Source organism: Hymenobacter pini (genome assembly GCF_020421205.1).
Taxonomy (GTDB): Bacteria; Bacteroidota; Bacteroidia; order Cytophagales; family Hymenobacteraceae; genus Hymenobacter; species Hymenobacter pini.
Window position 1 is genome coordinate 293,207 of the sequence record NZ_JAIZZH010000001.1, and the last position, 23,485, is coordinate 316,691.

The window sequence follows — 23,485 nt, forward strand, 5'->3', positions numbered from 1 at the left end:
AGTTCTTTCCGGACGGTCTGACTTCTACGGGAAAATTACCGTTGGGATTTCCTGACAGGTGGACAGTTTACGATACAGTCAAAGACAGTATGCTTGTACTCAAGCCTAAACTATAGGCTAGCGTTTTATGGGTGCTACTAGGAAGGTGTATAAAGAATTGGCTTCTAACCCAAGCGTGTAGGGCTCAACAGTATCACCTACGTTATAAGCAACTCGAAGATCAGAGAGCGAACCGGTGCCAACAAGTGTCTCGAATGCATTGTAATCTGCGTCAGTACTTGCTTCATAAAACTGCTCCTGCTGGTTATCACCAATCGACACAAGCTTTAAAACTGATTCAGATAGCATTCGTGCCTCCGCTTTCAACCAAATTCTATGCTCATAGCCTAACAAAGGGAGAAGGACGTCATAGGTACATTCGGGGTCAATGTTTTCTGGCAAGAACGTATCTAAAAAATAGATTAGAATCTCTGATAGGTTATTTGGTCCTCCAGAGCCAATGAACTGTTGATCTTCTACATAACACATTAGCCAATCTATTGATGAGCGCTTTATACTGTGAGCAGAATCCCTATGCTTGATAGCTTTTGCAAGACAGGTATCCTGCAAATCGATAGTTACCCACCAGCCTGGATTGCCGACGTTTGTGATTGAAATACCATGTTCATGTTCCCAGTCACCGTCACAATTGATTATGTACCAGCGTTGCAGTCGTTGAAGTAAGTCGGCCATTTTTATGTAATGTAAGTGCAAGCTTAAAGCAAATAGGCTCTGAATCTGCGCAGATTCAGAGCCTATAATTTTAGGGACGCCGAAGTATCTTACTTTTCTACCGGCATCTTCACAGCCACCGACACATACTGCCGCGCCTTACCGGGTAGCGTTTTCTCCCGCTCCTTACCCAGCGCCGCAACTGGCTCGGGTACCCAGTGGTGGCGGCCGCCGGCCCGTTCGTCGTTGAAAGTGACGGGAATATCGTCGGCTTCGGTGCGCTCCTTCCAGGTGCGGTGCTGGGTGCCGTCGTCGCGGCGCTCCATGGTAATGCACTGCTCCACGGGGCATACTAGGGAGCAAAGGTTGCAGCCCACGCAATTCTCGTCGATGATTTCCGGTACGCGGGTGCCTTCCTGCAACCGGATGGATTGGTGGGCACCATCCTCGCAGGCGGTGTAGCACAGCTGGCAGCCGATGCACTTATCGGGGTTGATGCTGGCCGTGACTTTGTACTTCAGGTTGAGGTCTTCCCAGTGCTTCACGTTGGGCAGGGCGCGGCCTACCATATCGTCAATGGTGCGGAAGCCTTTTTCCGTCATGTACTGCTCCAGGCCGCTGGTCATTTCCCGGATGATGCCGAAGCCGTAGTGCATGGCCGCCGTGCACACCTGCACCGATGATGCTCCCAGCAGAATATGCTCCACCGCGTCGCGCCAGGTTTCGATGCCACCGATGCCGGAAATGGGCAGGCGCACGTCAGGGTGCTGGGCACAGTTTTTTACCATGTTCAGGGCAATGGGCTTCACGGCCGGGCCACAGTAGCCGCCGTTGCTGCCCTTCCCATCCACAATAGGGTAGGGGGCGAAGGAGTCCAAGTCAACGCCCACAATGCTCTGGATGGTGTTGATTAGCGAAATGGCATTGGCTCCTCCCCGGCGCGCGGCCAGGGCAGGCTCGGTAATGTCACTGATGTTGGGCGTGAGCTTCACGATAACCGGAATACGCGCCACTTCCATCACCCATTCCACAATGGTTTGCAGCACCTCCGGTTCCTGGCCCACGGCCGAGCCCATGCCCCGCTCGCACATGCCGTGGGGGCAGCCGAAGTTCAGCTCAATACCGTCGGAGCCGGCGTTTTCGGCGTCGCGCACAATGTCGTGCCACTCCTGCCGGCTCTGCACCATGAGGGAAGCAATGACGGCATGGTGGGGGAAACGCTTTTTCACCTCCTCAATCTCGCGCAGGTTGTCGGCCAGCGGGCGGTCCGAAATCAGCTCGATGTTGTTGAAGCCCATCATGCGCTTGTCCCGGTAGTTCACGCTACCGTAGCGGCTCGATACGTTGACTACTGGCACGCCCAGCGTTTTCCACACGGCTCCGCCCCAGCCGGCATCAAAGGCCTTCATCACCTGATACCCTGAGTTGGTGGGCGGCGCCGAAGCCAGCCAAAACGGATTGGGCGACTTGATGCCCGCAAAATTGATGGATAGGTCAGGCATGGGGGAGGGCGTTTCTAATTGCAGGTTTCTGGGTGGCTGTAATCCGTCATTCAGCGGCTGAGCTTGAAATGACGTTCTAGTGCATCAAATACTGATGAATGCCGTGGGCGGCGGCTTTGGCTTCGGCGGCAGCGTTTACTACTTCGGCCCCACCGTTGGCGGCATCACCGGCACAGAAATACCGGGGGTTGGTAGTTTGATAGGTGCCAGGGGCGAAGACGATGCGGCCCCGACCATCCAGCTGCAATTCCGGAATGAAGCTCAGGAAGCTGGTTTGCTTGGCCTGGCCAGTGGCTTTAATTACCATGTCGCAGGGCTCTATGAACTCCGAGCCGGGCACGGGTTGTACCTGGCCGTTGAGGACGGCGGTGCGCACAAACTTCACGCCTTCCACCTTGCCGTTGCCCAGGATTTCGAGCGGGGCAACGTTGAACAAGCCCTGCACGCCCACACCTTTGGCCAGGTCGTACTCGAACTCATACGCCCCCATTTCCTCCTTACCGCGGCGGTAGGCCAGCACTACCCGCTCGGCACCCAATCGTGCCGATTCCGAGGCTGCATCCATGGCCGTGTTGCCCCCGCCCAGCACCACTACCTTACGGCCCACGGCGGTTTGCTCCTGCCGGATGCGGAGCTGCTCAATGAACTCCACCGCACCCACGCAATTGTCACGCTCCTCACCGGGCAGGCCCAGCACGGAGGTACTACCCAACCCAATACCCAGAAAAACAGCAGCATACTCCTGCTCCAGCTTTTCCAAGTCGGCACGGCTCTGAATAGGATAGTTGTAGTGCACCCGAAAGCCGAATTGCGCTTCCAGATAGGCCATTTCGGCCAGGGTTTCCTCGTTGGTTATTTTGTAGGGAGCCACGCCGTAGAGCGTGAGGCCGGAGGGCTGGCTTTTGGCTTCAAACACATCCACCTCGTGGCCCAGCTTGCGCAACTCACAGGCACAGCTGATACCCGCCGGACCGGCCCCAATTACTGCCACCCGAAACCCAGTAGGCGCGCCTGGCCGGAACAGCGGCTTGCCCTGGTCAATGACCTTGCGCGTGGCGTGGCTTTGCAGCCGCCCAATTTCGATGGGTTTGGCCCCAGTGGCCGTGTACACGCAGGACCCTTCGCAGAGCACCTCAGTGGGGCATACTTTGCCGCAGGCGTTGCCGAAGTAGTTGGCCTCGTAGATGGTGCGTGCCGCGCCGGTGGCGTTGCCGGAGTTGATTTGCCGGATGAACAGCGGAATATCAATGCCGGACGGGCAGGCCTTGATACAGGGCGCGTCAAAGCAGAACAGGCAGCGGGAGCTTTCCAGCAGCGCCTCCGAGTTGCTCATCAGCGGCTTAAGCTGGGCAAAATTCTCAGCAAACTCCTGCCCGGTAGTAGGGGTAGCGTATTCGGCCATTTCTTAAAGATTTCTAGTTGCTGGTTTCTTGTTTCTAGTTGGTTGCACGGTTCATCAGCAACAGCAGGAACCCGCTGCTTGCAGGCCGGAGCTTCTTGTCAACCAGAAACAAGAAACCAGCAACTAGAAACCCCTACAGCTCTACCAGCTTCTCGTAGGTTTCGGGGCGACGGTCACGGAAAAACTGCCAGGTGGAGCGCACTTCCTCAATCATATCCAGGTCGAACTCGGCCACCAGCAGTTCATCCTTGTATTCGTCGGCTTCGGCAATGATTTGGCCGCGCGGGTCCACGAAATAGGAGGTGCCGTAGAAGCGGCCCAGGTTCCAGGGTTTTTCCTCGCCAACACGGTTGATGCAGCCCATGAAGTAGCCGTTGGCCGCCGCGTGAGCCGGCTGCTCCAGCTTCCAGAGATACTGCGAGAGGCCGGCTACGGTGGCGGACGGGTTGTACACGATTTCCGCCCCATTTAGGCCCAGCACCCGGGCTCCGTCGGGGAAGTGCCGGTCGTAGCAGATGTACACGCCCACTTTGGCGTACTTGGTTTGGAACACGGGGTAGCCCATGTTGCCGGGCTTAAAGAAGAACTTCTCCCAGAAGCCCGAAGTGTGGGGAATGTGGTTTTTGCGGTACTTGCCCAGGTAGGTACCATCGGCGTCGATAACGGCGGCGGTGTTGTACAGGAAGCCCGCCGACTCCCGCTCGTACACCGGTACAATCATCACCATGTTATACCTCTTGGCGTACTCGGCCATACGTTCCGTGGTGGGGCCGGGCACCGATTCGGCTGAGGCGTACCACGCCTTATCCTGGCCGGGACAGAAGTAGGGTGTGTTGAAAATTTCCTGCAGACACAGAATCTGCACCCCTTGGCAGCCGGCTTCCTCAATCAGCGGAATGTGCTTCTGCACCATGGCTTCCTTGATTTCCTCGATGCTGCCTTCGCCTTCCGTCATCGGCAAGCTCATCTGAATCAGGCCGGATTTGATAATTCTGGGCATGTTTTTTAAAGTTTCTGGTTGCTTGTTTCTGGTTTCTAGTTTTAGGGCTGCGTCACAGCAGGTTGCTGGTACCGCTCTCCGCGCACGGTAGAAGTGCTCAGGTATTTGAGCAGACCCTTTATCAGACGGGCTATTTCCTCTGTCAGCTCCCGGAGTTCATCGAACTCTGCTTGAGTTACATATTGCTGATCAAAGGCTCGGTAGAGCTGGGAGCGAACTTCGCCCGCTGAGCCCTTCGCTACACCCAGGAACTGCACAAACTCGCCGCGTCCACCCCGGTCAAAGCCTTCCGCAATGTTGTCCATCACCGACCCGGCAGCCCGACGAATCTGGTCACACAAGCCGAAATCACGCGCAAATTCTCCGGTGCGGGTACAGGCGTACACCCAGCGCGTCAACTCCCGGGCTTTCTGCCAGGCGGCTAGCTCTTCAAACCGGGTTATCGTCGCCATCTTTTTTAAGTTGCTGGTTTCTGGTTGCTTGTTTCTAGTTGGGGCGCCTCAGTTTCTGGTTGCTCGTTAACTAGAAACAAGCAACCAGCAACTAGAAACTTACTTTCCCTCGCTTGATGAACTGTCCGTAGCCGCGGCCTACTTTGGCTTCGCCGTGGTCCACGGCTACCTGGCCGCGCAGCAATACCGTGTCTATTTTGCCGGTTAATTCCCAGCCTTCGTAGCCGGAGTAATCCACGTTCATGTGGTGGGTTTCGGCCGAAATGGTGTGCTTTTTTCTGGGGTCGATGAGGATAAGGTCGGCGTCGGCCCCGATGCTGATGGTGCCTTTGCGCGGGAACATGCCGAAGATTTTGGCCGCGTTGGTGCTGGTCACTTCCACGAACTTCTGCGGGCTGATGCGGCCTTTCATCACGCCTTCCGAAAACAGTAGCTCCATGCGGTGCTCAATGGCGGGGTGCCCGTTCGGAATCTTGGAGAAATCATCCTTGCCCATCAGCTTCTGCTCCCACATAAAGGGGCAATGGTCGGTGCCCACCACCTGCACCAGACCCTGGTTGATGCCGGCCCACAGCGTCTGCTGGTCCTTTTCCTCCCGCAGCGGCGGCGACATTACCCACTTGGCACCCTCAATTTCCTCCCCGTACAGGGAGGCATCCAGCACCAGATACTGAATGCAGGTTTCCACAAACACGCGCTGGTTGCGCTCCGTAGCGCGGCGTACCTGGTTGAGGGCCCCCTCACAGGTGAGGTGCACGATGTAGGCATTCACGCCGGTGTAATTGGCAATATCGGCGAAGCGTCCGGAGGCTTCGGCTTCGGTTACTTCGGGTTGGGAGAGGTAGTGGTAGCGGGGCGTGAGCTTACCCGCGGCCCGGTGCTGGGCAATGAGCGTGTCAATCATGTCGCCGTTGGTGGCGTGGGCCGTTACCAAGCCGCCATGCTTCTTCACCTCCTGCATCAGCCCCACCATCTGCGCATCATCAATCATGAGCGCGCCCTTGTAGGCCATGAAGGTCTTGAAAGAGGTAATACCCTCGGCCACCATGTCCTTGATTTCCTCCTTGGTGCTGGGGTTGAAGTCCGTTACGGCTATGTGAAACGAGTAGTCGCCCACGGCAGTGCCGGTAGCCCGGCCTTGCCACTCCGTGAGGGCTTCGCGGAGGCTGTGGCCCTGCTTCTGCAGCACGAAATCAATGACGGTGGTAGTGCCCCCATGCAGGGCAGCGCGGGTGCCGGTTTCGTGGGTATCAGAGCTGAACGTGCCCATGAAGGGCATGTCCAGGTGCACGTGTGGGTCGATGCCGCCGGGCATCACCAGCTTACCGGTGGCGTCAATGATTTCATCGGCCTGCACGGGCAGGTTTTTGCCGATGGCGGCAATGGTTTCGCCCTCAATCAGAATGTCGCACACGCTGTCGGAGTCAGCCGTGATAACCCGGCCATTTTTTACCAGTAGAGTTGCCATCAAACCAGGTGAACGTGAGCGAATTGAAAGAGAAAAAGATACGAATTGTTGCCCGATAAGCCGCGCTGAAAAAGCAAAAAGGCTAGCTGAACTCGTCGGCAGGCGAATTGAAAATCAAGCAATAAGGGCAGATAGGGCCTAGTGCGTGTGGGCGTCGGCTATTTTGAGGGCTTCACTGATGATGGCCAGGCCTTCATCCAGCTCCTCGCGGGTGATGTTGAGGGGCGGGGCAATGAAAATGTAGTTCCAGCGCACGAAGGTGTACATGCCCAACTCCCGGATTTTGGCGGCCACTTGGTTCATGATGGCCATCTGGTCGGGGGCGGCATTCCAGGGGGCCATGGGCTCTTTGGTTTCCCGATTTTTCACCAGCTCCAGGCAGCCAAAAAGGCCGGTGTTGCGCCAGTCGCCGATGCTGGGGTGTTCCCCCATCAGGTCGCAGATGCGGGCGTCGAGGTAGTGGCCCAGCTCCTGTACGTTTTCCAGCATGTTTTCCTCCTCGTATATATCCAGCACGGCCACGGCGGCAGCACAGGATACCGGGTGGGCTGAGTAGGTGAGGCCCAGCGGCAGGGCCCGCTCATCGAAGTAGTGAGCAATCTGCTCGTCCACCATCACCGCGCCCAGGGGCAGGTAGCCGGCCGTAATGCCCTTGGCCATGCACATCAGGTCCACTTTCACGCCGTGGTGGTCGGAGCCGAACCACTTACCGGTGCGCCCAAAGCCCGACATGACCTCGTCGGCAATCAGCAGAATACCGTGTTTGTCGCAGATTTCGCGCACCCGCTGCCAGTAGCCGGGCGGGTACTTGATGCAGCCCGAGGTGCCCGACTCGCCCTCCAGAATAATAGCCGCCACGCTGCCGGGGTTTTCATAGCCAATGATGCGCTCCATAGCGGCGGCGGCCCGCTCGGCGCAATCCTCGGGCGTGGAGCTGTACCAGGGGCAGCGGTAGAAGTAGGGATTCTCCACGTGCACCGTGCCGGGCATGGCCTGGGAGTCCACGGCGAACTTGCGCGGGTCGCCGCCTACGCTGATGGCCCCGTACGACGCCCCGTGAAACGACTGGTACAGACTCACAATCTTGTGCCGGCCGGTGTAGATGCGGGCCAGCTTTACGGCGTTTTCGATGCTCTCGGCCCCGCCCAGGGTGAAAAAGGCTTTGGTGAGATTGGGCGGCGTGATTTCAGCCAGGCGGCGGCCCAGGTCGCCGCGGGCCTTGGTAATCATGCCGGGGTACACGTAGCTCAGCTCCCGCATTTGGGCGGCCACCGCCTCCGTCACTTTCTGGTTGCCGTGGCCGATGTTCACGTTCATCAGCTGCGACGAGAAGTCGATGTACCGCTTGCCGTCCCGGTCCCAGAGGTGCACCCCTTCGGCCCGTTCGGCGCTAATCGGGTTCAGCCCTGCCTGCTTCGACCAGGAAAACAGCGTGTGGTCGAGGTTATCCTGCAGAATCTGCTGCTTATCGGTGTCGAAAGTGGTTTCCATGCGGGGAAGGTTTTAGAACGTCATGCCGGGCATGTGGCGCATCAAGCCAGTGACCGAGGCATCTCGCGTGCTGATGTTGAGTAGTGTTTTATCCGTTCCAGGTCTGTAAATCGATAGATGACCAGTTGGGATTGAATAAGTTAATCAGATATTCCTTCTTGCTGCGCGTCCAGTTCTTGATTTGCTTTTCGCGCGTAACTGCTTGCTTTGCTTCTGGGTAATCCTCGAAATACACCAGCAGATTACATTGGTAGTGGCCGGTAGATTTTCCGACTTCTCCTAATCCTTCGTTGTGCTCGTGCAGGCAGCGCTCCAAGTTGTTGTTGACGCCGGTGTACAATACCGTTCGTGCCGGATTAGTAAGGATGTACACATAGAAGCTCATGCAGTGAAGTTACTTTGGCAACGTCAGCACGCGAGATGCCTCGGCTACGGCTCCGCCTTCGCTCGGCATGACGTTCATCCTAACTCATCCAGTTAGTGCGCGACTCGGGGTTCCACTTGGTGGTGACCTTCTTCATCTGCGTCCAGAACTCAATGGAGCTTTTGCCGGTGATGTCGCAGGCGCCGAACTTCGACTCGTTCCAGCCGCCGAAGGAGAAGGGCTCCCGGGGCACAGGTACCCCAATATTCACCCCAATCATGCCGGCCGAGGCGTGTTCCATCACGTGGCGGGCTAGGCCGCCGCTTTGGGTGAATACGGCCGCGGCGTTGCCGTATGCAGAGGCGTTTTCGATGGATAAAGCCTCGTCCAAAGAGTTGGTGCGCATAATTGCCAGCACCGGTCCAAACACCTCCTCGCTGGCAATAGCCATATCGGGCGTTACGTGGTCGATGATGGTGGGGCCCACGTAGTAGCCGTTTTCGTGGCCGTTTACGGTGGGGTTGCGGCCGTCCAGCAGCACTTTGGCACCGGCCTGCTCGGCCTCGGTGATGTAGCGCTCAATCCGCTCTTTGGCTTGGCGGCTGATAACGGAACCCAGGTTCTGGCCGGGTACAATCTTGCGGGCTTCTTCCACCAGCTTGCTGATGATGTGGTCCACGCTGCCCACAGCCACCATAGCCGAGCCGGCCATACACCGCTGCCCCGCGCAGCCCGACATGGAGGCGGCCACGTTGGAGGCCGTCATATCGGCGTGGGCGTCGGGCAGTACCAGTAGGTGGTTTTTGGCTCCGCCCAGGGCTACGCAACGCTTCAGGTTGCTGGTGGCCCGGCGGTATACCACTTTGGCAATGCGCGTGGAGCCCACAAACGACACAGCCTGAATATCCGGATGGTCGCAAATGGCTTCCACGATTTCCTTGTCGCCGTTTACCACATTAAGCACGCCATCGGGCAGGCCGGCTTCCTTCAGCAGCTCGGCGATGCGCATAGCACTGAGCGGTACCAGCTCCGAGGGTTTCAAAATCATACAGTTGCCCAGCACAATGGCATTGGGAATGGTCCAGTGCGGCACCATGTTGGGGAAGTTGAACGGGGCAATAGAGGCCACCACCCCCAACGGGCGCTTTTCGATGCGGCACTCAACGCCTTTGCTTACCTCCATTACTTCGCCGGCCACCAACTGGGGCAGGGAGCAGGCAAATTCCGTCAGCTCGATGGCCTTTTCCACTTCAGCCCGAGCCTCGTCCAGCGTTTTGCCGTTTTCCTGGTGCACCAGTTCCGACAACTCGGCCATGTGCTGCTCCAGCAGGGTTTTGTAGCGGTAGAAAATCTGCACCCGCTCCTTGATGGGCATGGCTGACCACGCCGGGAAAGCCGCTTGGGCTGCTTGTACTGCTGCATCCAGCGCTGCCGCACCGGAAAGCGACATTTCGGCCAGCACTTCACCCGTCAGAGGACTTTCAACGGGCAGCGTATTCGCAGTTTCGGTATCGACAAACTGACCGGCGACGTAGTTGCGTATAACCGGGTATTTTACAGTTTCTGCCTCCATGTTACGGAATTGTTAAGTATCCGCAAGTAAGAGGTTTTTTAAAAAGAACCTACTGCCCGGCAATTAATTTTTATTGAAGAATTTGTGACGAACAGTCGTTTATGATGAATGATATGCCAGTGAAAAGTCTAAATGAATGAATTTAATTCAATTTAGAGGCCATTTCGATCATCTTCTGGTATGAGTGTAAAGTTGGAATGCTGCTGATAAAATGAATCTGGGCCTGATTAGGAAAATGCTATTTGGCTTCAAGCGCCGTAGACGAAGCAACTAGGAAGTTTCGAATGGTAGCGTGCCACTGCTGCGGGTGTCGGCGCCAGTAAGGCTCGTGGCCGGAGCCGGCGAAATCCTGTCGTTGTTTACGTCCGGCCAGTGCTGTGAAAATGGCATCAGTTTCTGGCTGTGTTACGCGTGGATCGGCAGTGCCCCATAGTAGCAGGGTGGGCGTGTGCACGCGGGCAGCGTAGCGCGTTGCATCTAGATCAAAGGCCCAAAAATTATTCTCCAAACCGCCCCACAGTACCAGCAGGTTGGCCATTGGGAAGGACGGCACATGCATAGTGCGGAAACGGCTCTGGGCAGTTTGCAGCATGGAGCCGTAGGGGCATTCCAGCACGTTGGCTGTGGGCCGCACGCCTAGTTCGGCTTCGGCCCGTAGCGTAGCTACAGCCCCCATGGAGTTGGCATATACTACTACCGGCCCCGGCCGCCGCTGCAGCCAGTGCACTACCGTGGCCACATCGGCGGCTTCATGGTGGCCTACGGTGCACACGTTCCCATCGGAGCCCCCATTGCCGGCAAAGTCTGTCAGCAGCACGTTGTACCCCAAGCGGCGGAAGTAGGCGGCTTCGGTGAGCAGTTTGCCTTTGGAGCTGGTGTAGCCGTGAAACAAAGCCACCGTGCCGCGGGGCCGGCGCACCGGGCCGTACCAGCATTCCAGGTGGCCATTGGGGCTGGCCAAGCGCAGGGGAGTGTAGGGAAAAGCCGGGCGCTGGTGGTTGACGGGCTTGGGGTTTTTGATGCCCGTAAGCAACACCCACAGCTTTTGCCCGGGCGTCAGCTGCTCGGGGTTTTCGGTGTGAGAGCCGCTTTCGGTGGAGAAATGCGTGAACCGCCAGGCGTGAAAAGCAGCTACCACATTCAGCCCTGTAAACGCTATAGCCGCCAGCACAAGAGTGCGGCGGCTGTAGCGGGCTAGCTTACTGGTTGCCATTAGCTGCGTCCGGAACGTTTGCCACCGTTGGAACTTGGTTTACGGCTCGGGTTGCCCGATTTGCCGCCCGTAGGGGCCGGGCCCTTACCAGTTGGCTTGGTGCCGGAGTTTCGCCCGGCGCTACCTGGTGCTTTGCCACTGCCTTTTCCGCCACCTGGCTTGGTGCCGAAGGAATTAGGGCCAGTGCTACGGCTCGCCCCCCGACTTCCTACGTTGCGTTTAGGGCTCTCGGGGGCAGATGCGGAAGCCGAACGGTTGAAACCGCCGGGGGCTGGTTTCGCGTTGGCCGGCCGCACGCCTCCGGGCCAATATTCGGAGCCTTTGCTGGGCGTTTTGAAGGTGCCAGCCGCAGCGGTTTGGGCCGCCATATCATCCGTCAGGGCCTTTACCTCTTTTTCCGTCAGTTCACGCCACTCCCCAGGTTTGAGCGTACCTACTGTTAAGTCCGCAATGCGCACGCGCACCAGGCGCAGGGTGGGAAAGCCCACGGCCGCCGTCATCTTGCGCACCTGCCGGTTCATGCCCTGCGAAATCCGGATTTGCAGCCAGCTGGTGGGAATGTTAGCCCGGAACCGCACTGGTTTGCTTCGCTCCCAGAGTTGGGGTACTTCGGGTAGCAGCTCGGCTTCGGCTGGGGAGGTAAAACCGGTTTTCAAATCCACCCCACGGCGCAGGGTGGCCAGGGCTTCCTCGGTGGGTGTGCCTTCCACCTGCACCCAATACGTTTTGGGTACCTTAAAGCGAGGCTCCGACAGGCGGTGCTGCAGCTGCTTATCGTCGGTGAGCAATACCAGGCCCTCGGAGTCGTAATCAAGCCTGCCTACCGGGTAAATGTTCGGTATGTCCACGAAATCCTTGAGCGTTTGCCGGCCATTTTCATCGGTAAACTGGGTGAGAACTTCGTAGGGCTTGTTGAGCAGGATGTAGCGCATGTGGAAGAGGGCGCCAGGCAGCACCCGTAACTATGGGGTGCAAAGGTACGCTTACTTGCCCGCCAAGCGGCGCTTCCGGATGCTTTCGGCCACTAGGCTGCGCACGAAGCCATTAGGGCGGGCCACAAACTCGCCGCTGTCCACCACTTTAATTCCGTCGCGGGTTTCGTCGCGGTAGGTGTGGTACACCAGCGTGCCAATTCGCACCGAGTCCTTGGCGGTGGGGGCGGGCGGGGTGGGCTGGTTGTTGATGCGGGCCATATCGGCCAGGTACAGCAGGGAGTCGCGCTTGGTGTAGGGTCGGAAGCGGAACTTCTCGGGGAAGTAGTTCTTGGAGTCGGAAAGCTGGCTGCCTACAAAATCCTTCACGGCCAGCTCGGCCTGTTGCTGGGTGGTTTTGGAGCAGCTGCTCAGCAGCGTCAGGGCCGGAATAAAGAGAAAAAGGCGCTTCATATAGTCGTACAAATCAGAAAACGGTTACACTCCGCCGTGGTACTTACGGGTGGCCCACTCCACCGTGAGCAGGCCCAGCAGCAGGAAAAACAGCCATTTCAGGTTAATCAGGTCCTGCAAATCTTCCTGCTCATACAAAATAGGCTTGTAGTTGGCCTTCCGGATATCCTGCGCCAGCTGCGCCAGTTGCTGCGGAAAGTACAGCCGCTGCCCGCTACGGCGGGCCACCTGGGCCAGCAGGTTGTGGTCGGCCCTCGACTGAGTGGCTTCCAACTGCTGGGCCTGCACCAGCACTTCGCCCCGATCTTGCTGGGGCTGGCCACCCAGGGTGGCGCGGGCCACGTAGCGGTACAGGCCGGCGGGCAGCGGGCCCAGGTGCAGGGGCCCGCCGTCCTCGGTGGTGGTGAAGCTGAAGGTGCGGGTCTTCTGCTGCTCGTCGGTGAGCGTGAGCGTGAGGGCCTGGCCGTAGATGCGCTCGAAGATGGCGTTGTAGGTTTCAGCCCCGAAGGTTACGTCGTCCTGGGTGTCGAAGGCGTCCTGGGTGGGATACACGTCGAGGCGCTTCTTGTTGGCGTTTTGAGTGAGCAGCTGCAGGGTGCGCAGCACCAGCCGGTCGTAGGCTTCGGGCCGGTCGTCGTGCTCCACGGCTTCCTGCAGGCGCCATTGCCAGCTGCCCTCCGTGAGCAACGTGGCCTGGCGCTGGGCCGGCGTGCCGCCAAATACTAGCAGCGGCTTCTGGGTTTTCACCCGGCCCACCTGCTGCCACAGGGCCACCTCGGTGCCCCCGCTCACGCGCACCTCACCAAATGGCACCGCCGCGGGCGGATACGCTAGAAACCGGCGTAGGGCGTCTTCCTCAAACGAAAACCGGGTGAAACCGGGGTTGGGCACGGGCGTTACCTCGTCGGTTTGAGTGCCGCGGGGCAGCACTGTGAGGCCAGTGCCCAAGGCGTTGTACGCCCCAAAGTTGGTTTGGGCTCCCAGCACGTACAGGGCCGGTACCCGGCGGGCTTTCACTTGGGCCAGCACCTCCTGGCCCACGCCACTCTGGGCCGGCAACTGGTGCAGAATGACCACGTCGAAATCCTGCCGGGTAAGCGGGCTGATGCCGGGCAGGTAGGTGGTCAGGTCGAAGTTGTCGTTCTGCTGAATGGCGGCGCGCAGGGCCTTGAGGTCGGGGTGGGGGGCCGCCCCGGCCAACAGTACCCGCAACCGGCCCTTTACCACTTCCAGGTAAGCGAATTTCTGATTGTTGAGCCGGGTAAACTCGCCAGCCAGCGGGGCCACCACCACCTCGTAGCGACGCTTGCCGGGGGCCGGGGCCGTGAGCAGGAAGGTGGTTTTTACGCGGCGCTGCCCGGCTGGCAACCGCACCTGCCGGGTTTGCAGCACCCGGCCATTCTCGCGCACCTGCACCGTGGCCGTGCTGCCCGCGTACCCGTCGTACCCAATTTCGGCTTCCAGGGGAAACTGGTTGCCGCTAAAGGCCACGCGGTTATAGGTAAGGGCCGGCAGACTCACGTCTTTCTTCGGAATGGTGTCGCCCACGCCCACGGCGTACACCGGGAAGGGGTACTCGGCGTACTGCGGGGCCCGCCCCCGGTTTACCAGCCCGTCCGACAGCAGCACCACGCCCGCTAGATTACGGCCCTCAAACTCATTGCTGATACCCGCCAGCAAGCCATCCACATCGGTACTGGCTGCCCGGAACCGTACCGAATCGGGCCGGGAAACGGCGGGGGTGCTGAGGGTGCGGGTTTCCACCCGAAAGCCCTGCCCGCGCAGCTCGGTAGCCAGCTGCTGCAGGCCCTGGGTAGCCTGGCGTAGCACCGCCGGGGGCGTAAACAGCCCCACCGACTGCGAGTTATCCAGGGCCAGCACCAAAGTAGGCTCCTGCCGGGTGGTGGAGGTGGATTTCAGGAACGGCGACAACAGCAGGAAGCACAGGAAGCTCACTACCACTAGGCGCACGGCCGCCAGCGCGTAGTTCAGGCCCCGGCTCCACGGAGCGCGGGCCGAGTACAGCAGGGTCGCGTAGCCCAGCCCGGCCAGCAGGCATAACGCAATAAACCAGGGAGAAGCAGATAACAGCAAAAGCCGACTAAAATCAGGTGAGAACCTAAAGAACCCCGGTTATGCCCGCAGAGTTGCGCCGCGCCCCGCGGCCGGGTAGCGAAGGTAGCAGGTTGCGGGGGAGCTATGTGGATGAAGAGAATTACTTTGTAAATAGATTTAAGTGTATTCTAAGATCAAAGCCTATGATTATGAGCAGACTCAAAAGCTTAGTTCCTCTATGGCTAGGGTATCCTCTATTGTTCATTTTGGGTATAGCTACCGGTGTAATTACCGTAGGGTATGCCTGGACTAAAAGTAAATATGAATTAGTACCGCCAGAGATAGTAATTGCCCCGCCGCCCCCAAATGCTACGTGGTGCTTTCCGAATACCAGTCTGAAAACAGCTATTAAGGTGCGAACTGCGCTGGATGGTAACTTACACCAAGACCCGGCTTACTACGTAGCAGACTGTTTGAAAATAATTGCTGCAATCAACCAGCTTAATGACAGCCTGCGGGCTCACGGCGAATACCCTGTGAAGATTTTGAGGCATAATGGCAGCCGATATGAGGTGTTAGCGCAAGGCATGCAAAGTGAGGTAACTCTGGCTACAGAAGAAGGTGCCTTCTACTTACATCGAATTCCTGAGCGGTTTCACGAAAAATACGATAGCCTAATGCAGTTGCGGTACGCCCGATAAGCTACTCCAATGTCCGAACCAAACGATACTACCGAAACCCTCGCGGTGGCAGTGGAGCAACTGTACCGGGTATTTGCGCGGTACCTGCTCAAGGCATTCATAGATGGCAGCCCGGTGTACGCGGATACGCTACCGGCCTGGAACCACGCCCTGGCTGCCCGACCCCTCCGGCAGCTCTCGGTCGACGACCTGCTGATTTTCTATTTCAAAGCCATGACCACTTGGGGTGACGTGGACGATTTTCGCCACTTTTTGCCCCGGATACTCGACCTGCTCACGTCGCTGGATACCGGTTGGGAAGAGTGGGTAGCCCTGGACAAGCTGCGCTATGGCCAATGGCACACCTGGCCCGCCGCTGAGCAAGCGGCCGTCCGGGCGTACCTGCTGGCCCTGTGGCAGTACCTGCTGACAACCGACCACGATATGGCCGACGCCGTGTTTGGTGACTACTTGGAAGCCATTGCCCACGTCTACCCCGATTTTTCGGAGTTGCTGCGTTACTGGGAGGCTGCTCCCGGCCCACACGCATTGCGCCGCCTAGTTCACTTCGTAGAGTGGAACGCCCGCCGCCTGCTCCGCCAAAAACAGCTTTCCAGTTGGGCCGATTCAACTGAAACAGGAACTCAGTTTGTTCAATGGCTCACGCGCGCCGAGCTACTGGGAAAGCTTACCGCTACCTTCTGGCAGCACGCCGAAACTCCCTACGGCGCGCAGGTGTCAGCGGTGTTGCAACTGCTGGAAGAAGCCAAAAAGGCTGAGGCGTAACATGTAACATTGTTGGCAAGTGAGCTATTGCGTCTCTAAACCGGTTTGAACAAGCCACGCTTACCGCTGCAGCACCTTCACCAGTTCCGGGCTGTCAAACATGGCGACGGGGGAAATGACCTGTTCGTTCAGGGGCAGGTGGTTGCCGTACCGTTCGCGCAGCTTCTGCTGCACGGCGGGGTGGGAGAGGTCGAACTCGCGTAGCTGTTGGAGCTTCCCGATTTTGCGGCCGGTAGCTTGCTGGTAGATTTTCCAGAGCAGCTCGGAGCAATACAGCCGCTCGTCGTCCCAGCCGAAATACAGGTCGTAGGGGCGGCCCTGGTACTGCAGGCCGGTGCGCCGGAGGCGGCGCAGGGCGGTGGGCGTGAGCACCTGGTCGGCGTCGCGCAGGCGCTTTACCACGAAGTGGCTGCCCCGGCCGCGGCCAATCCACTGCTCCAGCGGCGTGAGGCGCACCGGCTGCACGGCCTCCAGCACCTGCCACTCGCCGCCCTGCCGCAGCAGCATCCCGCAGTGGCTGTAAGGCGAATGGGTGGCTAACTGAACGGCTTGGCTCTGCGCGGAGCGCGACGTATGGAAAATCAAATCCCCTTCACGCAGTTGCAGCGAGATGGACAGAATCGTCAGCTCACCCCGGTGCCGCCGCTGAAACCGGCTGAACCGGTGCTGCAGGTATGCAGCGGCCATAGCGGCTGCAATCAGCAGTAAGGCCAGAACAATGGACAGGGGGCGACGCATACAGATCAGGAGGGTAAGAAAGCATTAATGCCTTCTACAACTATAAACGGATTATGCTTTGACGTCAGTTGCGAACTGCTGGTGCCAGTGTGTCAGGTTTAATAGGCTGCGGTATCTTAGGTACCTGAGTAAAGTGCTGAATTCTTGCAAGTACGGCTTCCCGCTGCGCATAAGGCCTATAGAGTTGCAACCCAATCCAGAGTAACGTGGATAAGAGAAAAAGCAGAATTGTGGTAAGAGACAAAAAGTAGAGAACACGCCTCATATCATACTAGATAAAAAAGCGTCATGCTGGGCCTGTCGGAGCATCTTTTCCGAACATCAATGGTTCGGTAAGGATGCTCCGATAGGCCCAGCATGACGTTGAGTTTGCTTTGGTGCTTCGGCGTCTAGGTCAGCATGCCGCCATCTACCTGCAGCACTTGGCCGGTGATGTACGACGAATCGTCGGAGGCCAGGAAGGCGGTGGCTTTGGCAATGTCCTCGGGCTGGCCGCCGCGCTTCAGCGGAATAGCCTTGCGCCACTCGTCCACCACTTTCTGGTCCAGTTCGCCGGTCATTTCCGTTTCGATGAAGCCGGGGGCAATAGCGTTGCAGCGGATGTTGCGCGAGCCCAGCTCCAGGGCCACCGATTTGGTGAAGCCGATAATACCGGCCTTGGAAGCGGCGTAGTTGGCCTGCCCGGCGTTTCCCTTGATGCCTACCACCGAAGTCATATTGATGATGCTGCCGGCTTTGGCGCGCATCATAGGTTTGGTAGCAGCTTTGGTGAGGTTGAATACCGATTTCAGATTCACGGCCATTACCTGGTCCCACTGCTGCTCGCTCATGCGCATGAGCAGGCCATCCTGGGTGATGCCGGCGTTGTTTACTACCACGTCCAGCTTGCCGAACTCGGCCACCACGTCGTCCACCAGCTTTTCGGCTTCGGCGTAGATGGAGGCGTCGGAGCGGTAGCCTTTCACTTTCGAGCCGTGGGCGGCCAGCTCCTGTTCCAGCTGCTGGCCTTTCTCCACGCTGGACAGGTAGGTGAAGGCTACCTGAGCGCCCTGTTGGGCGAAATACACCGCAATGGCGCGGCCAATTCCTTTGGAAGCACCCGTAATCAGGGCCACTTTTCCGTCGAGCAGTTTCGTCATGAGGGCGAAGATAGGGGATAGAAGCTGTTAGATATTGGCCGTGAGATGCTGGCTTTTTTCAACTACCCAGATACTACCAGCTTTGCCGTAGCTTGCAACACTATTCTCTTCATTATGCTATCAGCGAACAGCTAATAGCTAGCAGCTCAAAATGACTGATATCTGCATCCTAGGAGCCGGCCCAGGCGGGGCCACGGCGGCGCTGCACCTAGCCAATGCCGGCCACCGCTGCCTGCTGCTTGATAAAGCCACCTTCCCCCGCGACAAAGTGTGCGGCGATGCACTCAGCGGCAAAGTCATCAGCGAACTGCGCCGTATAGGCGAGGAGCTACCCGCTCGTTTTGCGGCTGAACCCATCCAGCTGCCCAGCTGGGGTATCGACTTCTACGCCCCCAACGGCCGCCGCCTAGGCGTACCCTTCAAACCCCGCTATAACCCCGCCCTCGACCAATCGGCCGGCCACATTAGCAAGCGGTTGCACTTCGATAATTTCCTGATTGAAGAAGTGCGCCGCCGACCCGAAATCGAGTTGCGCGAGAACACCGAGGTAGCCCGCCACGAGCAGCTGCCCGACGGCCGCTGGCAGCTATTTTCCGCCGATGGTCAGGAAATTACCACCTGTCGGCTGCTACTGGTGGCCAACGGGGCCCAGTCGCACTTTGCGCGGGTGGTAGGCGGCCACGAGCTGGAGCCGGCCCACCACTGCGCCGGCCTGCGCGCTTACTACCGGGGCGTGCAGGGCCTGCACCCCGATAATTTCATTGAGTTGCACTTCATCAAGGAGTTTCTGCCGGGCTACCTGTGGGTGTTTCCGCTGCCCAACGGCGAGGCCAATGTGGGCGTAGGCATGCTCACCGAAGCTGTGTCGAAGAAGAAAGTAAAGCTACGCGAGCGGCTCGACGATATCCTGCGCACTCACCCGGCCCTCAAAGACCGGTTTGCCACGGCCGAGCGTCTGGGGCCGGTGCGCGGCTTCGGGCTGCCGCTGGGCTCTAAGCGCCGCCCGCTCTCAGGACCCGGCTACCTGTTGCTCGGCGACGCTGGCTCGCTCATCGACCCGTTTTCGGGCGAGGGTATCAGCCACGCCATGGTATCGGGCCGCCACGCCGCCGACTGGGCCGCCCAGGCCCTAATTGCCCAGGATTTCTCCCCGGCTTTCCTGAAAGGCTACGACGCGGCCGTGTACAACCGCCTCTGGCAGGAGCTGCGCCTGAGCCGGGCCATGCAGCGCCTATTGGGGTATCCCTGGCTGTTCAACTTCGTAGCCAATCGCGCCGCCAACAACCCCACCCTGGCCGAAACCATCAGCAACATGTTCCTCGACTTGGACCTGCGCGAGCGGCTGCGCCAGCCCAGCTTCTACCTGAAACTGCTGCTGGGGAAATAGGCCCGTCATTGCGAGGACAAAGGACGAAGCAGTCCGTCCTTTTCAGGGCGCAAAACTCAGAAAAGCAGAAAGCCCCTGACGTCCGCGCTGGCGTCAGGGGCTTTTGAGTAGAGAAGAGTTTGGTGCTGCGAGAAGGACGGATTGCTTCGCTCCGCTCGCAATGACGGGCATACCTTCGGGTGCTTAGTCCTGCCTCCTAGCAATGAAGGTTACTTACCGGCGTAGCGGCGTAGGCTCTTTTCAGCCTCAGGGTTCAGCTGGGCAGCTTTTTCCAGGTCTGCTTTGGCTTCGGCGGGCTTGTTGATAGAGGCGTAGCTGATGCCGCGGTACTCGTAGGCGTCGGCGTAGTTGGGGTCGATGCTGATGGCTTTGGCAAAATCGGGCACGGCGCCTTTAAAGTTGAAGAGCTGCATCTTGGCAGCGCCGCGGCCGAAATAAGCTTCTTTATCCTCCGGGTTATACTTCACGGCCTTGCTGAAATCTACAATGGCGGCGCTGTACTCCTTCATTTTGAGGCGGTTCAGGCCCCGGTTGTAGTACGCTTCGGCGCTAGCGGGTTTTAGGCGCAGTGCCGCGTTATAGTCGGGCATAGCGTCCTTGTAGTTCTTCAGGTGGCTGTTGGCTTTGGCCCGCATCAATAGGGCGTCAAAGTCCCGGGGCTTCACCTTCAGCTTCTGGTCGGCCACCCGGACTTCTTCCCGGTAGTCGGCGTTGGTTTTACGGGCCGCAGCCTCTACGGGCAGCGGGGTGGCGGGCGTTGCTGAGGCTACGGTGGCAGCTGCAACCGGGCGGGCCGCTGAATCGGCGCGTTGGGCCACGGCAGTTTCACGGGCCACGTTGCGGGCAGAAGAGGTTGGGCGTTCCACATCGGCGGTGGTGCCTCGGGCGCAGGCCCCAGCCAGCAGAAGGGTAGAAGCGGCTAGTAGCGGCAGTAGGGGTAATTTCATACGTATGAACGGGCAATCAAGTCAGAAGGAAGGGGTTAGCCAGCAGCTAATGGGCCTTGTACGCACCCATGCGGGCAAAGGCTGAGCTGACGCACAAAATTTTGTCGGGGCCGGGTTGGCCGCCGGTCAGGCCGTAGCGTGGCATACTAACCCAGCCTGCCTATCTTTGCCCGGCCCTTGTCCCGGCTTGGCCGCTGCGGGTGGCTCTTCTTTCCTCACCTTCAACTGAACACAACATGGCATTGCAATACGACCTGGTCGTTATCGGCAGCGGCCCCGGCGGCTACGTGGCCGCCATCCGGGCTTCGCAGCTGGGCTTGAAAGTAGGCGTGGTGGAGCGCGAGTCGCTCGGCGGAATCTGCCTCAACTGGGGCTGTATTCCTACCAAAGCCCTGCTCAAGAGCGCCCAGGTATTTGAATACCTCAATCACGCCAAAGACTACGGCCTGTCAGCCGAAGGTGTGGGGTACGATTTCGGCGCCGTAATTCAGCGTAGCCGGGGCGTGGCCGATGGCATGAGCAAGGGCATCAACTTCCTGTTCAAGAAAAACAAGATTGACGTGGTTTCCGGCACCGGCAAAGTGCTGGCTCCCGGCAAAGTAGAAGTAACCAAAGCCGATGGCGGCAAGGAAACCGTAGAAGCCAAGAGCATCATTCTGGCTACCGGGGCCCGCTCCCGCGAGCTGCCCGCTCTGCCCATCGACGGCAAAAAAATCATCGGCTACCGCCAGGCGATGGTGCTGCCTGAGCTGCCCAAGCGTCTCGTAGTAGTAGGTTCCGGCGCCATCGGTGTGGAGTTTGCCTACTTCTACCGCACCATGGGCTCCGAAGTGACGGTGGTAGAATACCTGCCCCGCATTGTGCCCGTAGAGGACGAAGAGGTGTCTCGCCAGATGGAGAAATCCTTCAAGAAAATCGGCGTAAACGTCCTCACGTCGGCTGAGGTGACCAAGGTAGATACCAGCGGCGCAGGCTGCAACGTAACCATCAAAACCGCCAAAGGTGAGCAGCAGATTGCCTGCGACGTGGTGCTGTCGGCCGCCGGTGTGGTTACCAACCTCGAAAACATTGGCCTCGAAGAGCTGGGTATCAAGGTAGAGAAAGGCCGCGTCATCGTGGACGACTTCTACCAGACCAACGTGCCCGGCATCTACGCCATCGGCGACATTGTGCCCGGACCGGCGCTGGCCCACGTGGCTTCGGCTGAGGGTATCATTTGCGTAGAGAAAATTGCCGGCCACCACCCCGAGCCGCTCAACTACCAGAACATTCCCGGTTGCACCTACGCTTCGCCGGAAATTGCCTCGGTAGGCCTTACCGAAGAAGAAGCCAAAAAACAGGGTTACGATATTCTGGTGGGCAAATTCCCCTTCTCGGCTTCGGGCAAAGCCTCGGCCGGCGGCGTGAAGGACGGCTTCGTGAAGGTTATTTTCGACAAGAAGTACGGCGAATGGCTTGGTGCCCACATGATTGGCTCCAACGTAACCGAAATGATTGCCGAAGTGGTGGTAGCCCGCAAGCTCGAAACCACCGGCCACGAAATCATTAAGGCTGTGCACCCGCACCCCACCATGAGTGAAGCCGTCATGGAGGCCGCTGCCGCCGCCTATGGCGAGGTAATTCACCTGTAATACAGGAGCACATAGTTTAGCTTCTGCTCCTATACACAACGCCCCGGCCAAAACTACTGGTCGGGGCGTTGCTTATTTGGGTAATTCCGTGCGGGCTTGGCTGATGGGGAGATGGGGGAAATTGGGTCCGAATGCTCCATCTAAGCTAAACTTCTCGTCCAGAAAGCGCGGGTCAAACTCTTGGCTAAAATCCCAGGTCCCTAGGTACTGCACTTCGCCCAGTCGAACGTCGAATAGGTAGCGAGTGTTGCGCAGCGTCTGACTGTTGCGGTGTTTTCGTATCGGTTCTATGTGCAGCTCTGCCCCGTACCACTTGCTATCTGCAAACTCATAGTTGATGAGCGCATAGCGGCCGGGGGGCAGGGCGTAGCAAAACGCGTTTTCGCGGCGGGAGCGAAGGATAGGCTTAACCCCGAGCCGGAAATACTTGCCCGTGCTAAGGTTCACCACCCGGATATACTGGCCCAACCCACCACTACGCGTACCTCCCAAACGCTGCACACAGCTGCCGTAAATCACACCTTTGTCGGCAGGGAGCTGCTTCTGTGCGCTGCCCCAGGATGCCGATGGTAGCACCAACGCCGGGCCCGGGTTCTGGTCAAGCGAATCGGGCTGAAGTCGTACGTATTCCAACTCTTGCTCCAGCTGCTGCACTACACTGGTCTGCGCCCAGGAAGGAGCAATACTCAGTACGCTCACAATCAATCCAGCTCCTACGAAACCCAGGTAACGCATACGTAGCAATAGCGCAGAAAAGCACGGTTTACTGCTGGCCGTACTTCTGCTTGATAAAATCTAGCATGGCTTGGCCGGAGGTGTCGTCCGTTTTGGTAGCCTCTTGCTTCCAGAGGGCCTCCACCAGCAGCAGCAGCAGCTCCGTTTCTTTGTCGGGGTCGGCGTAGCCAAGTTTCTTGAAGGCGTCGCGCAGCAAGGAAGGCACTGGCTTCATAAACCGCTCGTGCTGCTGCCGGGCCATTTCGGAGTCGGCTAGGCGGTACTGCAGCTTCCAGAAGTGCGGCTCCGCCTGCACCAGCTTAAAGGGCAGCTCAATTACGCTGTGAATAAACGCCAGCGGATCGGGCTCGGCCAAGCCGCCGCGGTTGTCCTCAATAATGCGCTTGTAGCCGTTCCGGATTACGAATTCGAGCAGCTGATCTTTGGAGCCGAAATGCTTAAAAATCAAAGCTTCCGAAACGCCGGCAGCTTTAGCAATCAGCTGTGTAGACGTGTTTTCGAAGCCTTTGTCCCCAAAGAGCTGCAATGCTACGTCGGCAATGTGCTGTTTGCGGTTGGTCATATGGCAGTTGGTTTAGCGCGGCGAAGGGAGGCAGAGGTAGAAAACCTCTTTGTGCTGTTGAAGCCGCAAGTTCGGGCTCTGTTCGCTAAAAACGCGTTTTTTTTCAATAAAAGCAGTAGGCTCCCATAAAGGTCACCTCAAGCCCCAAACAGAAGCCGGCCGACTCGGAGGGTCCGAATCGGCCGGCTACGTGGTTTCCGAAGATCAGCTGGCGAAGAGCCGGGGGCAAATTCGCGCGATTTTCGAAAGGGCCGGCTGAGGGTG

General features: G+C 58.4%; 21 protein-coding genes. 3 read left to right on the forward strand and 18 right to left on the reverse strand.

The genetic code is table 11. The features are described 5' to 3' along the window. Positions 1-117 precede the first annotated feature (117 nt). From LF252_RS01290 to LF252_RS01350, 13 genes are all read right to left on the reverse strand, one after another. Positions 118-732, reverse strand: a complete 615-nt coding sequence (locus LF252_RS01290; protein ID WP_226266479.1) for an immunity 53 family protein — start codon at positions 730-732, stop codon at positions 118-120. Between the two features lie 89 nt (positions 733-821). Next, positions 822-2,213, reverse strand: a complete 1,392-nt coding sequence (gene preA, locus LF252_RS01295) for an NAD-dependent dihydropyrimidine dehydrogenase subunit PreA (protein ID WP_226266481.1) — start codon at positions 2,211-2,213, stop codon at positions 822-824. A 76-nt stretch (positions 2,214-2,289) separates the two neighbouring features. Next, entirely contained in the window at positions 2,290-3,615 is a 1,326-nt protein-coding gene (locus LF252_RS01300) for an FAD-dependent oxidoreductase (RefSeq protein WP_226266483.1), read from the reverse strand. Positions 3,616-3,748: 133 nt separating this feature from the next. Further along, a complete protein-coding gene (locus tag LF252_RS01305; protein ID WP_226266485.1) occupies positions 3,749-4,615 on the reverse strand; it encodes a nitrilase-related carbon-nitrogen hydrolase in 867 nt (288 codons plus the stop codon). Between the two features lie 41 nt (positions 4,616-4,656). Further along, a complete protein-coding gene (locus LF252_RS01310; protein WP_226266487.1) occupies positions 4,657-5,067 on the reverse strand; it encodes a four helix bundle protein in 411 nt (136 codons plus the stop codon). A 91-nt stretch (positions 5,068-5,158) separates the two neighbouring features. Next, on the reverse strand, positions 5,159-6,535 hold the full coding sequence (gene hydA, locus LF252_RS01315) for a dihydropyrimidinase (protein WP_226266489.1): 1,377 nt from the start codon (positions 6,533-6,535) through the stop codon (positions 5,159-5,161). 138 nt (positions 6,536-6,673) lie between these two features. Beyond that, entirely contained in the window at positions 6,674-8,026 is a 1,353-nt protein-coding gene (locus LF252_RS01320) for an aminotransferase class III-fold pyridoxal phosphate-dependent enzyme (RefSeq protein WP_226266491.1), read from the reverse strand. 88 nt (positions 8,027-8,114) lie between these two features. Next, positions 8,115-8,411: a GIY-YIG nuclease family protein gene (locus LF252_RS01325; protein ID WP_226266493.1), complete on the reverse strand. Its 297-nt coding sequence runs from the start codon at positions 8,409-8,411 to the stop codon at positions 8,115-8,117. Positions 8,412-8,490: 79 nt separating this feature from the next. Beyond that, complete coding sequence (locus LF252_RS01330) at positions 8,491-9,963, reverse strand: CoA-acylating methylmalonate-semialdehyde dehydrogenase (RefSeq protein WP_226266495.1); 1,473 nt, start codon at positions 9,961-9,963, stop codon at positions 8,491-8,493. A 238-nt stretch (positions 9,964-10,201) separates the two neighbouring features. Further along, positions 10,202-11,176 (reverse strand): alpha/beta hydrolase, encoded by a 975-nt coding sequence (locus tag LF252_RS01335; protein WP_226266497.1) that lies wholly within the window; start codon positions 11,174-11,176, stop codon positions 10,202-10,204. Further along, positions 11,176-12,108 (reverse strand): pseudouridine synthase, encoded by a 933-nt coding sequence (locus tag LF252_RS01340; RefSeq protein WP_226266498.1) that lies wholly within the window; start codon positions 12,106-12,108, stop codon positions 11,176-11,178. The genes LF252_RS01335 and LF252_RS01340 overlap by 1 nt, the downstream gene beginning before the upstream one ends. A 51-nt stretch (positions 12,109-12,159) precedes the next feature. Then, on the reverse strand, positions 12,160-12,561 hold the full coding sequence (locus tag LF252_RS01345; RefSeq protein ID WP_226266500.1) for a hypothetical protein: 402 nt from the start codon (positions 12,559-12,561) through the stop codon (positions 12,160-12,162). A 24-nt stretch (positions 12,562-12,585) separates the two neighbouring features. Continuing rightward, positions 12,586-14,655 carry a VWA domain-containing protein gene (locus tag LF252_RS01350; RefSeq protein ID WP_226266502.1) on the reverse strand — a complete coding sequence of 690 codons (2,070 nt, stop codon included), beginning with the start codon at positions 14,653-14,655 and terminating at the stop codon, positions 12,586-12,588. A gap of 671 nt (positions 14,656-15,326) precedes the next feature. Here LF252_RS01350 and LF252_RS01355 point away from each other — a divergent pair. Next, on the forward strand, positions 15,327-16,082 hold the full coding sequence (locus tag LF252_RS01355; protein ID WP_226266504.1) for a hypothetical protein: 756 nt from the start codon (positions 15,327-15,329) through the stop codon (positions 16,080-16,082). Positions 16,083-16,142: 60 nt separating this feature from the next. Here LF252_RS01355 and LF252_RS01360 read toward each other — a convergent pair whose 3' ends face one another. After that, a complete protein-coding gene (locus LF252_RS01360) occupies positions 16,143-16,820 on the reverse strand; it encodes a YiiX family permuted papain-like enzyme (protein WP_226266506.1) in 678 nt (225 codons plus the stop codon). A gap of 389 nt (positions 16,821-17,209) precedes the next feature. Next, positions 17,210-17,959, reverse strand: coding sequence for a 3-oxoacyl-[acyl-carrier-protein] reductase (fabG, locus tag LF252_RS01365; protein ID WP_226266508.1), 750 nt, complete (start codon positions 17,957-17,959; stop codon positions 17,210-17,212). Between the two features lie 151 nt (positions 17,960-18,110). Between fabG and LF252_RS01370 the strand changes: the two genes are divergently transcribed. Next, positions 18,111-19,346: an NAD(P)/FAD-dependent oxidoreductase gene (locus LF252_RS01370; RefSeq protein ID WP_226266510.1), complete on the forward strand. Its 1,236-nt coding sequence runs from the start codon at positions 18,111-18,113 to the stop codon at positions 19,344-19,346. A 209-nt stretch (positions 19,347-19,555) separates the two neighbouring features. On the opposite strand, the gene LF252_RS01375 is transcribed toward LF252_RS01370, so the two are convergent. Next, positions 19,556-20,293: a tetratricopeptide repeat protein gene (locus LF252_RS01375; protein WP_226266512.1), complete on the reverse strand. Its 738-nt coding sequence runs from the start codon at positions 20,291-20,293 to the stop codon at positions 19,556-19,558. Positions 20,294-20,529: 236 nt separating this feature from the next. Here LF252_RS01375 and lpdA point away from each other — a divergent pair, with 236 nt between their 5' ends. Next, complete coding sequence (gene lpdA / locus LF252_RS01380; protein ID WP_226266514.1) at positions 20,530-21,924, forward strand: dihydrolipoyl dehydrogenase; 1,395 nt, start codon at positions 20,530-20,532, stop codon at positions 21,922-21,924. A 72-nt stretch (positions 21,925-21,996) separates the two neighbouring features. Here lpdA and LF252_RS01385 read toward each other — a convergent pair whose 3' ends face one another. Beyond that, complete coding sequence (locus tag LF252_RS01385) at positions 21,997-22,659, reverse strand: hypothetical protein (protein WP_226266524.1); 663 nt, start codon at positions 22,657-22,659, stop codon at positions 21,997-21,999. A 28-nt stretch (positions 22,660-22,687) separates the two neighbouring features. Next, a complete protein-coding gene (locus tag LF252_RS01390; protein WP_226266526.1) occupies positions 22,688-23,221 on the reverse strand; it encodes a TetR/AcrR family transcriptional regulator in 534 nt (177 codons plus the stop codon). Between the last annotated feature and the right edge of the window lie 264 nt (positions 23,222-23,485).